At 49.8% G+C, this 12884-nt stretch carries 8 protein-coding genes; 5 read left to right on the top strand and 3 right to left on the bottom strand.

The window, feature by feature from the left end:
- Window positions 1-26: 26 nt before the first annotated feature.
- Window positions 27-218: a hypothetical protein gene (locus tag D0A34_14445; protein UNU19917.1), complete on the bottom strand. Its 192-nt coding sequence runs from the start codon at window positions 216-218 to the stop codon at window positions 27-29.
- Window positions 219-244: 26 nt separating this feature from the next.
- Window positions 245-451 (bottom strand): hypothetical protein, encoded by a 207-nt coding sequence (locus D0A34_14440; GenBank protein ID UNU19916.1) that lies wholly within the window; start codon window positions 449-451, stop codon window positions 245-247.
- A gap of 214 nt (window positions 452-665) precedes the next feature.
- Here D0A34_14440 and D0A34_14435 point away from each other — a divergent pair, with 214 nt between their 5' ends.
- The 3 genes from D0A34_14435 to rodA all read left to right on the top strand — a co-directional run bounded on the left by D0A34_14435 (window position 666) and on the right by rodA (window position 5061).
- Window positions 666-3077, top strand: coding sequence for a tetratricopeptide repeat protein (locus tag D0A34_14435; protein UNU19915.1), 2412 nt, complete (start codon window positions 666-668; stop codon window positions 3075-3077).
- A gap of 61 nt (window positions 3078-3138) precedes the next feature.
- Window positions 3139-3486, top strand: a complete 348-nt coding sequence (locus D0A34_14430) for a VOC family protein (GenBank protein ID UNU19914.1) — start codon at window positions 3139-3141, stop codon at window positions 3484-3486.
- A 315-nt stretch (window positions 3487-3801) separates the two neighbouring features.
- Window positions 3802-5061: a rod shape-determining protein RodA gene (gene rodA / locus D0A34_14425; protein ID UNU19913.1), complete on the top strand. Its 1260-nt coding sequence runs from the start codon at window positions 3802-3804 to the stop codon at window positions 5059-5061.
- A 465-nt stretch (window positions 5062-5526) separates the two neighbouring features.
- Here the strand turns inward: rodA and pxcA are convergent, their stop codons facing one another.
- Window positions 5527-6891 carry a proton extrusion protein PcxA gene (gene pxcA, locus D0A34_14420; GenBank protein ID UNU19912.1) on the bottom strand — a complete coding sequence of 455 codons (1365 nt, stop codon included), beginning with the start codon at window positions 6889-6891 and terminating at the stop codon, window positions 5527-5529.
- A gap of 52 nt (window positions 6892-6943) precedes the next feature.
- Here pxcA and D0A34_14415 point away from each other — a divergent pair, with 52 nt between their 5' ends.
- Both D0A34_14415 and D0A34_14410 read left to right on the top strand, forming a co-directional pair.
- On the top strand, window positions 6944-9154 hold the full coding sequence (locus D0A34_14415; GenBank protein ID UNU19911.1) for a recombinase family protein: 2211 nt from the start codon (window positions 6944-6946) through the stop codon (window positions 9152-9154).
- Between the two features lie 381 nt (window positions 9155-9535).
- Window positions 9536-12856, top strand: a complete 3321-nt coding sequence (locus tag D0A34_14410) for a calcium-binding protein (GenBank protein ID UNU19910.1) — start codon at window positions 9536-9538, stop codon at window positions 12854-12856.
- Window positions 12857-12884 lie beyond the last annotated feature (28 nt).

Genomic DNA, 12884 nt, shown 5'->3' with positions numbered 1-12884 from the left:
ATAGCTCGACTCCCTAACCCATTGATTTATAACGCGGCTTCCACTATCAAAGTAATATTGTCAATTCCGACTACGCCCACCACGTCACCAGGCTCAAAAGTCATCTCTATATCCCACTTCGCAGGCCACCAACTGTTGTGGAAACGAACGCGACCGGACTCATTAGGTCGAATTTCTTCATCCACGATCGCTTTTTCGGAATTGTCAAAGTTTATCATTGCTTACTCCCGATTGTAGATTTGCCTTAACTTTCAGAATTGATCTCAAACGACGCTGCAACGATCAAAGTAATATTTTCAATTCCCACGACGCGAACCACTTCACCGGGTTCAAAAGTCATGTCTCGATCGCACTTCGCCGGCCACCAACTGTTTTGGAAACGAACGCGGCCGCATTCTTGAGGGCGAATTTGTTCATCTACGATCGCTGTTTCAACATCGTTAATAGACATAGCGGCTTGCTCCTGAATATAAACTCGACTCGATGGGTGTGTAAGTTAGAAGCTTGTCTGTCAACTTCCCCTCCACACTCAACAGTATCCCCGGCCAACCTCGGCCGTGTCAGTCGGTAAAAGTCTATACAAGTCCACTGTTTGAGGGTGTAAGCGAGTCGGAAAAAGTCTGTTAAAGTTGTGTCAGATGGGTAACGCTAAACCTGGTGACTAAATGGAAGCCAATCGTGCACTGGATTTTACCAACTCGTTACTTGTGGCTCGAAACCTGAAAACTCTCGACAACCTTGACAGCGCGATCTTTCGCGAAGCTTGGCAAGGCGTGCAAGGCAGGACGTACCAACAGGTTGCAGATAGTGAAGGGTATGGAGTAGGGACTGTTAAGGATGCTGCCTCTAATTTGTGGAAGCGACTTTCAGCGCTGTTTGGAGATGGAGAAAAAGTCAAAAGAGACAACCTTCAGGCGGTTGTAGAGCGCTTTTGGCGCAGCTACTCGAAACTTGAACCGCAGTCGGGACAAACTGTTCCGGCCCAAGTATCTCTCGGACTTGATGCGGAGTTGGAAATCGAAAACCCGAACTTTTTGGGCCGCTTCGGGGCGATCGAAGATCTCAATACTCTTGTCGCCCAAGGTGCAAAAGTGATTGTCATCCAAAGTGCCGGCGGTATCGGCAAAACAACTTTGGCCCGACAGTATCTCAAATCTCAAGGGTTCGATCGAACCATTGAACTGTTGATGGCAAAAGAGACAGAGAACATCACAGCCTTGGAAAGCGCGATCGAAGAATGGCTCAAGCAAGACTTTCAGGAAGAACCAGGGCCAGACTTTGGCGTCACCCTGGGGCGGCTGAAGCGGCAGCTTCAGACTCACAAAGTCGGCGTATTGATTGACAATTTGGAAGCCGCACTCGACGGACAAGGTAAGTTTATTGAACCGCACCGGCTTTACGTGGAACTGTTGCGAGTTTTGGCTGACGCGGCGGTGCAGTCGGTAACGCTGATTACCAGTCGCGATCGGCTTTGCGATTCAGACGTAACCGTTGAACACTACTTGCTTCCGGGATTAGAGGTGGAAGTTTGGCAGCAATTTTTTAGCTGCCGCAACATCAATATAGATGATGTCGCCCTCAAGGAAATGCACAAAGTTTACGGCGGCAATGCCAAAGCAATGGGCATTATTTGCGGCACGATCCGAGAAGATTTTGACGGAGATATGGCGGCTTACTGGCTGGAAAACAGCGAACATCCGCTCGTTGAAACAGACTTAAAAAATTTAGTTACCAGTCAATTCAACCGCCTCCTCGAACTCGATGCCGAAGCCTATCAACTCCTCTGTCGCTTGGGCTGTTATCGGTATCAAGACGTGCCGACAGTCCCTACTGACGGACTTTTGTGTTTGCTCTGGGACGTGCCGGAAGCCGGACGGCGACAAATCATTAAATCGCTGTTGCACCGATCGCTAGTGGAGTCTCAGAAGGGGGAATACTGGCTGCATCCAGCAATTCGCGAAGAAGCGGTCGATCGGCTCTCGCCCGGAGACTGGGAGACTGCAAACCGCAAAGCAGCCGAGTTCTGGAGCGAGAGTGTTGAAAATATAGAGACTGTAGAAGATGCGCTGAAAGCTTTTGAAGCTTACTATCATTATGTGGCAATTAGCTGTTTCGAGCAGGCCGCGAGCGTCATCCTCAAAAAAATCAATATCCAGTTTGCCAAAGATTACAAGCTGGGTAGAGCACTCTACAAATTAGGTTTCTTGCAGCCAATAATTTCAGCCACTACTCGTATCGTCAACAATGTGACTTCTGATTATTATTTGAGCGGTTTATACAGTCTTTTAGGCATTTGTTACCGAATATTAGGTGAAATAAATCAAGCTATAGAATGCCATCAAATATCAGAAATAAAAGCCACTAAATCTTTGCAAATTATAGCGAAAAGCAGCGAACCTGAAAACGGCAAACAAGCAAATCTGGAATTTTGGAAGGTTAACGCTGCAATTAATATAGGTTTTTGTCAAATAGAAATGGGCGAATTAGAATCAGCTATGGAGATATTTGTCAAGCTGAAAAATTCGCGGGACGAAATCGGGATTAATAGCTATTCGATCAATGTCGGGTTAGCTTTCCTCAACTCCTGTGTCGGAGCAAAAAAAGAGGCGGAAGAGCTCGCCGAAAAACTTTATGCCGATCGGGAAAACAGTCATTTGGTGGGTACGGGATACAAGTTAGTTTTTCTCGCCGCCACCTATCAAAACCTGGGAGAGACAGAAAAAGCTTTGAGCTTGTACCGCCAAGCGATCGCCCAAGCCGACCAAAACCAGTACAGCACCATCAAAGCCAAAGCTCTCAGCGGTATAGCAGCGCTGTACCGAGAACAGGGAAAAGTTGACCAAGCCCTACAGCACCATGCAGAAGCAATAGCAATACTCGATCAAGCCAGCGCTAAATTAGACCGAGCCGAAGCTTGCTATCAACTAGCACTAACAGAACAAAAACTTGGTAACATCGAGAAAAGTCAAGAAAATTTTGAGCGCGCCATTCAACTGTTCAGCGAAATGGACGCTAGCAAACAAGTAGAAAAAGTACAGTTAGCCGCAACAAAAAAAACAGAAAAAATACCTAATTAATCGAGCAAAAAATCAGAAAATAGATACAATAAACGAAAGAACAACCATAAACTTTGTAGATATGAAACTAAAACGATTGGGACACGTAGCCGTCTGCGTGCAAGACATAGAGAAGTCTGCTGAATTCTACCGCAACTTGGGTATGGAGTTAGTCTGGAAAGATGCAGACTGGGCTTATTTGAAAGCAGGAGAGGACGGATTGGCGCTGTTGAGTCCGAGTTACGACCAAGCAGGGCCGCATTTTGGGTTTGTATTTGACGATCGCGCCGAAATGGAATCCGCCTACGAACAACTCAAAGCCGATGGTGTTTCCGTCACCCACGTTCACGAACACCGCGACGGTACAGCATCTTTTTACGGCCGAGATCCAGATGGTAACGGTTTTGAGTATCTTTACGAACCGGCCTGACGATTCTCCGACTTGCCGATTTCGATCAGGCTGTTGTGTGATCGGGAACCGCCCGCTGTCACCTCAAACCTTGATGCGTCGTTCCAAATCGTGGTAAGGCGCGTGGCCCGACCCACCCTACATGGAGATTTTGGCGCGCGGGCATCCAAGCCCGTTGCTGACGGCCCGGAACCTCGCTACAACTCCCCGAATAATGTGAGGTACTCACACTCAAGCTTCTACAGTACGGTGCAGGTTCTGCATCCGAAATATATCCACAACTTCCGAAAATCAGCTCGATAATCTAAAATCTAAAATCTAAAATCTAAAATCCTCATGTTGCAGAGAATACAACTCAGAAACCGCTGGAAATTCATCTTCAAACCCTGGGAAGAAGCAGACCCTTGGCTGTTTGCCGCTTGCATCAGCCTCACCATCTTCGGCGGAATCATGATCCACAGCGTCGAAATTAACCAGGGACTCATCAACTGGTGGCGGCACTGGGTAACTGGGGGAGTCGGTTTGTTCCTCGCCATCATCATTTCCCGCTGTCGCTACCAAATACTGATTGAGTGGAAATGGCCGATTTACATATTAATCAATTTGTCGCTGATCGCAGTGCGTTTTATCGGTACTACAGGGCTCGGTGCCCAGCGGTGGATCAACATCGGCGGCTTCTACCTGCAACCCTCAGAATTTGCCAAAGTAGGCATGATTGTCACTTTAGCAGCTCTCCTGCACGAGAAGAGTGTCCCCACAGTCCGGGATATGTTGAGGATGCTGGCGATTATGGCTGTACCCTGGGGATTGATCTTTGCCGAACCAAATTTAGGTACTTCCCTAGTGTTCGGCGCGATCACAATGGGGATGTTTTACTGGGGAAATGTCAATCCCGGCTGGCTAATATTGCTATTCTCTCCTCTCATCTCAGTTCTCTTCAATAACTTGTCTACACCGATTTGGATAGCCTGGGTAGTTGTTGCGGGTATTATTGCTTGGCGAACCCTGCCTTGGCCCTGGTTGGGGACTTTCGGTACTGTGTTGGTGAACGTTGTTTCTGGACACCTCGGACATATTTTTTGGAATGTGCTCAAGGATTATCAAAAAATGCGCCTGACAGGGTTTTTAAACCCCGAGAAAGACCCTTTAGGTAGCGGATATCACTTGATTCAATCTCGGATTGCTATTGGCGCTGGGGAATTGAAGGGCCGCGGTTTGTTTCAGGGAACGCAAACTCAGCTTAACTTTATTCCCGAACAGCATACGGACTTTATCTTTTCAGCTATTGGCGAAGAATTGGGTTTTATTGGCTGTATTGGCGTGTTGTTGGTGTTCTGGATAATTTGTTTCCGGTTGGTGACGATCGCTCAAACTGCTAACGATAATTTTGGTTCTTTGCTGGCGATCGGCGTACTGTCAATGTTGATTTTTCAGGTGTTCGTAAATATTGGGATGAACATTGGCTTGGCTCCAGTTACGGGCATTCCCCTGCCTTTCCTAAGTTACGGGAATGCGTCGCTGCTGAGTAATTTTCTCGGCCTGGGACTGGTGGAGGCGGTGGCAAGCCAGCGACAGCGCAAGAAGCGTTGGAATTAGGTCATTGGTAATTGCTTCTGGGAATGCGATCGCGCTTTTGATTTCTTTCGAGAGATTCTGCGGGCGATCGCATTTTTTTTTGAGCGGCCTAGGCGCATCTAAATTTTACGCTTCCTGAGCCGAGCCTTGATGACTGTCAAGTTTGATAAAATTCTTGTGGGGTGCGCGCGACAACCCGCCCAAAAATAAAATTTAGAAGCCAAACAGCTTAAGTATATCAACTTAATTAAACCACTCCTGACGCAAACAATAAATGGTTTTATGGGCTATGAGTAAGGCACTCTGTGTGCAGTATACGCCCTACTGAAGACGTTATTAATGCCTGAAACCCTTGCTATTATTACATCTTCCTTTCTTCTTCCTTCTTCCTTTCTTCTTCCTTCTTCCTTTCTTCTTCCTTCTTCCTTCCTTCTTCTTCCTTCTTCCTTCTTCCTTCTTCCTTCTTCCTTCTTCCTTCGCCTCTGATTATTCGTTCATATTCTTGTAAGTAGCAACAGCCGAAGGCGAACTCCGGTTTAAATAACGGAATATCCAATACTTAAATACCGTATCCAATATCACTGGAAACGTTGCAATGAACAAAAATATGAACTGCCTATTTTCTGGCAGTCCCAAATGCCTCGATACACCTTCGAGAACTACTTCCCAACCATGAGGCGAGTGGAATCCAACAAACACATCCGTAAACAAAATAATTACGAAAGCTTTAGCACTGTCGCTGAGCCCGTAAATCACATCATCCATGAAAGACTTTAAAATCTCAATCTCTTTCTTGTTAGTGACGATAATCGCGGCAAAGGCCATGCAGGAAATCAAATCAGAAAAAATATTTTTAATAGCTCCACCACTTTCAGCGCGGTATTCCTCCGCTAGCTCAACTGCTTTCTCGGCAATCTTCTTTTCCGTTTCCTCTAAAGAAAGCGACGGAGCAGTGCCTATTAACCTTTCAAATTTGAGGTGTTGCTCAAATCTCTCCAGTTCTTGAAATGCTTCTTCTTCCAGGTTAACATTTATGAAAAGTGGAGCATTTTCTTGGCCTCTAAAATGGTCAACTATCGGTCCGACTAGAAAGTTTTTGGAGATTTGATTCGTCAACAGCGGAACTAAAATCAAAAGCAAAATAAATCTGAGAGAAATAATAGTTTTTACTTTGGAATTGCGAAAATTCTTGACTACTTCTTTTTCAGCTCCCGGGTCTAAATCTTTAGTGATTCGATTCAAAGTTCCCAAAAGTGAGCGCGGTAATAAATTTACTTCTTCATAGTTAGTATCAACCTCACCATCGTGAATTTTAACAGAATTAGCTGAACCTTTATTTTGGTCAGGTGGATAGCTGCTATTTGTTGTAGATTTTGCCTGCACATTTACTGAACTGACAACCGGAACAATTGCGGTTGATCTACTATTATTAATATACTTGTCGATGACTCCATCAATAAACTCTAGCTTCTCAAATATAAGGGAGGCTCTATCTTTATTGTTGAGATGTAATCCGTGCGGGTGATGATCCGTGCTGTGCCCCGTTTTCGGTTTTGCCCCCACTCGCTCCGGCAGTTCCAAAAAAGAACGGCTAGCATTAAACTCAACCATTCTGGTTTGGATGACCTTGAGGTATTTTTGCAGTTCGGATTTAAAGTAAGACAGGGTGCTGTGTCCGTAATCTCCCGATCGCTCAGAAATTCTTTGACCGCCAAAATGCTCGTCTTCGATCGCCTTAATTGCTAACGCAGCATCGTAGGCCTGTTCTAGCGCCCTCTCAGGGGTTTCTCGATACCATTGGTGAACGCTGTAGAGATATTTTACAATCCTGTTCCACGGAGAAGTATTCATAGCTAAAGCTGGTTAGTTGGCTGTAGACATTAGTGATTAAAGTATTCACGGTATGGTAACAAATTTACATAAATTGAGAACTGCCACCGAGGATTCAGTTTGGATTGTCGGATCTGCCCGAAGTGGCAAAACCACTCGTTTAGTCGAGCAGTTCTGCATTTGGAGCAAAACTGTCAAGCCCTTGCCCACAAAAGTTTCAGGGCGATCAAGTTCCGGGCGGCGGCGGGCTGGACAAACTGCCCCAGCAATTTTAGTCTTAGCAGCTAACGGAGACAACCGGCTAGAATTGGCCGATCGCATCGCCGTCGCTACCGAAGGAAAATATACCTTTCACTCCACAACGCCCTTCGGTTTTTTTGAGCAGGAGGTATTGCTATTTTGGCCCCTGCTAGTTCAGTCGCTGGATTTGAGGGCTCAATTTCCCCTGCGACTGCAACCTGAAACAGAACTGGAACTTGCCACGAGACTCTGGCGTCGCGAACTAGACGAAGGCATTTTGCAACAAACAGGGGTAAGTCCAAACCGAATGGTGCGTCGAACACTAGACTTATTACAACTTGCTGCTGTCAGCGGTACGCCCAGAGAAGAGATTCCCAGCATTCTGGAACAGGGATTTGCTATCTCAGGCGGCTCGACCAACCTGTGGACTAGCATGGGAGAGTTGCTGGAAAGGTGGCGGGAATGGTGCTTGACGCGGGGGCTCCTGACTTACGGGATTGTTTGCGAACTCTACTGGCGCTATTTGTTGCCGGATAGTAGTTACCAGCAGCATTTGGCCTCTAGATACCAAGCTGTGATCGCAGACGATGTTGACGATTATCCGGCGATAAGTCGCCATTTGTTCGATCGAATGCTCGACCAAGGTGCAGCGGGGGCGTTCTCCTACAATCGGGATGGAGGAGTACGTTTGGGCTTGGGGGCTGACACGGAATACCTAGCCCGACTCGAAGACCGCTGTCAAAGCGTGGAAAATTTGGACGCAAAAGCCGGTTTAGCCCCAGAGATTGGAGATTTAGCGGTAAGTTTAGCAGTTAATTCTGAGGGTTTTTATCCTTTAGGCTTGAGTTTGCCCGGATCAGTTCGATCGCTCCAAACCACTTCCCGGGCTCAACTGCTGCGAGAAACCGCCGAAATCATCGTGGATGCGGTGCAGTCACAAGCCGTGGAACCGCAGGAAATCGCCGTAATTGCCCCCGGGATGGATGCGATCGCCCGTTACAGTTTAACGGAAATTCTTGCGCGAGATGGTATCGCCACCGTATCTCTCAACGATCAGCGTCCCCTCTCGACTACCCCAGAGATTCGAGCTTTACTCACTTTGTTAGCCTTAGTTTATCCGGGACTCGGCCGTTTAGTCGATCGAGACGGCGCCGCCGAAATGCTGGTAGTGTTGGGCAGCCAGAAACACCGTTCATTGGAAACAGAAGATTCCAACTCGACGTTCAATCTAAAATCTCAAATTCAAAATCAACAATCGATCGACCAAGTGAGAGCAGGTTTAATCGCCGATCACTGTTTTTGTCCCGATATCGATCGACCTCAATTGCTGCCAATTACAGCCTTTCCCCGGTGGGACAGACTGGGACACCGAGCAGCCGGGGCCTACGATCAGATTGTGGAGTGGATCGAACAACAGCGGTCGCAACAGCAAGAGCGGCTGTTGCCGAGTCCAATTGCCCTGCTCGATCGAGCAATCCAGAAATTTCTCATGAACGACAGATACCTCCCCTACGATCGGCTAGCAGCCCTGCGCGAGTTAATGGAAACCGCCAGCCACTACTGGGAAATCAACGGGCGAATGCAGCGCGTAGAACCAACAAACGGCGGCGACTCAGAAACGATCGCCCGGTTCATCCAGTTGTTGCGCCAAGGAACCGTCACCGCCAACCCCTTTCCAGTCCGTCCAGAAGGCCCAGCAGCCAGAGCCGTCACCCTCGCCAACATCTTTCAGTACCGCAGCAGCCGCCGCGCCCACAAATGGCACTTTTGGCTGGATGCCGGCTCGCCCCTGTGGCTGAGTGGTGGTGCGGCGACATTGTTTGGTGCTCCCTTATTTTTGCGATCGCAACTCGGGCGCCCCTGGGAAACCGAAGACGAAACGACTGCCGACCAACAGCGACTGCGGCGAATTCTGCTAGATTTGTTAAGTCGCTGTTCCCTGCTTTACCTTTGCCACAGCGAACTATCCGTCAGTGGACAAGAACAAACCGGGCCGCTTCTGCCCCTAATTAACAGCTCTGTTTCTTGTCAGAAGTCAGCATAAGAACGTGGGCTTTTGAAGGCAAGAGGCACATATGTATTCGGCATTCGGCAGGAGGAAAGAAAAAATTATGACAGCGAAAATTTTTATTTTTTCGGCTTCTGGATAAATACACCGGGCTGACTCGAAGCCAGACTTCTAGGTTCTATAGAAATGGGGCGATATTAAAGTATACCCAACATAGGCAGCAAAACGTGCAATCATTAATATTTTGAGATCAAAAGATGCCCGGCTTAAAAAATATCCATAGCCGTTGCAGTTTTGATTTAGTATGCTAGAAATGATCGGGATTATTAATCAATTTTAAGCCAGATTTGTGGCAACAAACTGATACTAATCAGTTCTTAAAGTTAATCGGGATCGTCGTTTAAAGGAGCCAAAATAATGCCAAGTGCAGTGCCAGTAGTAAGTATACCAACACCAACACCAGAACCTACACCAGAACCGACGCCAACACCAGAACCGACGCCAACACCAGAACCGACGCCAACACCAGAACCGACTCCAACTCCAACTCCGACTCCAACTCCAACTCCCTCCGGGGACGACACATTTGGGGGCATAGACGACACATTGGGCGGAGGCTCAGGTACGTCGCCCGCAGTCATCGGCGGCGTGCTCCGCGGCACAGCAACCAACGACTCCTTAGTTGCCAGTCCCGGGCCCGACGTGATTTCCGGCCTGCAAGGCAACGACAACCTGCAAGGAGCCGACGGCGACGATTTAATATTCGGGGCCGACGATGACGACGTGCTGTTCGGCGCGCCAGGCAACGACGTTCTCGATGGCGGTTCAGGACTCGATACCCTGTACGGAGGCAAAGACAACGACTCCCTCGACGGCGGAAATAACCCTGACGTGCTTTACGGCAATGACGGCAACGACACGGTAATCGGAGGCGAAGGCAGAGACACGGCTTACGGCGGCAAAGGCAGCGACAGCTTGCGTGGAGGCTCTGGCGACGATAGCTTTTTGGGCGATCGAGGCGACGACATCGTGTGGGGCGACCAAGGTAACGACTCGCTCTTCGGCGGCGATGGTGAAGACTTGGTATTTGGCAACGAAGGAGGCGACTGGCTCTACGGAAACGCCGGCGGGGATACATTTTTTTCCGGCGACGGCGACGACATCGTATTCGGCGGCGACGGTGATGACATCGTGGACGGCGGCGCGGGCAACGACGTTCTTTGGGGCGAAGCAGGCAAAGACGTAGTGGCAGGAGGCGAAGGCAGAGATGTCTTCGTCATCGGTGCCTTCAGTTCCCCCAGTGGCAGCAGCAGCGACGGCACTAACGCGGCCTTTCTCACCACAGGCGGCCCCGACATCGCCGATGCCGACATTTTCACAGACTTTCGCCAAGGCGAAGATTTAATCGGGTTAAGTGGCGACCTCAAGTTTGAAGATTTGGTAATCTTCCAAAGCACCGAGACCAAAGCCGGCAGCACGATTATTCGCAACGGCGTCAGTGGCGACTTTTTAGCAGTATTGCCCGGAGTCGACAGCAGAACCCTAGGGCGAAGCTCATTTGTAATTGCCCCCACAGTTCCCGGCAGCGCAACTCCACTTCCCCTACCGACGCCGCCAGACAGTCCGACGCCGACAACCAGTCCGACGCCGACAACCAGTCCGACGCCGACAACCAGTCCGACACCGACAACCAGTCCGACGCCGACAACCAGTCCGACGCCGACAACCAGTCCGACGCCGACAACCAGTCCGACGCCAGACCAGCCGGTGCCGACGTTCCCGACACCGACAGCCAGTCCGACGCCGAATTTCCCGACGCCGACAGGCAGTCCGACGCCGACAGGCAGTCCCACCCCCATCCTTAACCAACCTCCAAAAGCAGTTAACGACAACTTCACCACGGTTGCGGGTCAAGAACTCACTCTCAACGTTCTGCTGAACGACACTGACGCGGAACAAAGCGCTCTGACTGTCACGACTTTTGCTCCAGCAAGCAAAGGGAACCTGGTTCCCGTGGGCGGCGGCGTATTCAAATACACCCCGAATTCGGGCTTCTCGGGTACTGACAGCTTCAGCTACTCGATCTCAGACGGTAACGGTGGCACAAGTCAGGCGGTAGCAACCATCCGCGTCAGCAGCCCGCCGCAGCTAGTAATTAACGACGGTGTGGTGGTTGCCAAAAGTAATCCTACCCAGACAATCACCGCTGCGGATTTGTTAGTGACAGATCCCGACAACACGCCGTCGGAAATCGTTTACACGATTACCAAAGCCCCCGACGCTACCAGAGGTTTTGTCCAAAGGGGCAGCACCTTTCTCAACGTCGGCGGCAAATTCACCCAAGACGATATCAACAACAACATCGTCAAATACAACTTGCTGGCGACAGGTGGCAGTGACAGTTTCACGTTTACCGCCTCCGACGGGTCTGCAACTGTTGGGCCGGTATCCTTCAGCATCACGGTGGTAGATAATATTGTCGATCGCAGCGCACTCCCGGCCAGCAGCTTTACAGGCAGCAACCTCAGCGACTTCATCCTCGGCGGGGCCGGCGACGATACCCTATCTGGCGGCGACGGCAACGACATCATGGATGGCAGTGGCGGCAACGACGTCGAATTCGGTGAAGCAGGCAACGACTCGGTGGTGGGTGCGATCGGCAACGACACCGTTGACGGCGGACTGGGCAACGACACCGTTGACGGCGAAGACGGCATAGACTCGCTGATCGGCGGACTGGGCAACGACCTGATGTTCGGCGGCAATGACAATGACAACCTCTTGGGCGGTGACAACAACGACAGCATTGATGGCGGAACAGGCAATGACTCGATGTTGGGAGAATCCGGCGACGACTCGATACTTGGTGGCACTGGGATTGACACCTTACTTGGTGGCATTGGCGACGACTCCCTCGACGGCGGTGCCGGCGACGACATCCTCGACGGTGGACTGGGCAGAAACTTGCTCGACGGCGGTATCAATAACGATTCCATATCCGGCGCCGACAACGATGACACGATTTTGGGTGGAGAAGGCACCGACACGGGACTCGGAGGTTCGGGCAATGACTACGTGTTGGGCGAGGCCGGCACCGATTCCCTGTTAGGCGAAGCGGGCGACGACACTCTCGACGGCGGTGCCGGCAGCGACTGTCTCAGCGGCGCCTTCGGCAATGACTTGGTGTTGGGCGGCGATGACAACGACTCGCTTTCCGGCGGTGCGGGCAATGACATTTTGGGTGGCGGTGTCGGTTCTGACTTGCTCACGGGCGATGCTGGCAATGATTTCTTCTACTACGAAACTCCCAGCGAAGGCGTGGACGTGATTGCTGACTTTAACGCTAACGGCAGCGAGACCGACAGATTTTTGTTCAGGTCGTCAAATTTCGCAGGTTTAACCAACTCAGGAACTACTCTCGATTTCACCAGTTTTATCGTCAGGAATATCGGGTCTAGCGGCGACGACATCAGCAAGCAATCAGTCATTTTGTTTGAATCTAAATTTGATAACGCTCAAGCAGTAAATGCAGTGTTGAAGAATCAAAAGGGTTCTAGCAAAACGGGAGCTTTCTTCGTGTACCTGAACAATACTTTTAACAAGTACGTTCTCGGCTTTGACCCGAATGTGGCAGATGACAGTCTCCCAGCTTTTGATTTGGGAGTTTTGAATTCTATTCCTACAGTGCCGGGAGCGCTCAGCACCGTCATTACGGCATCTGACTTTAAGTTTATTTAGTAGTTTTTGAGTAGCGTCGCAAGGAGTC

The organism is Microcoleus vaginatus PCC 9802, from assembly GCA_022701275.1.
GTDB classification, from domain to species: Bacteria; Cyanobacteriota; Cyanobacteriia; order Cyanobacteriales; family Microcoleaceae; genus Microcoleus; species Microcoleus vaginatus_A.
Note: the sequence above shows the minus strand (reverse complement) of the source record. Positions and strands in the feature narration are given on the sequence as shown.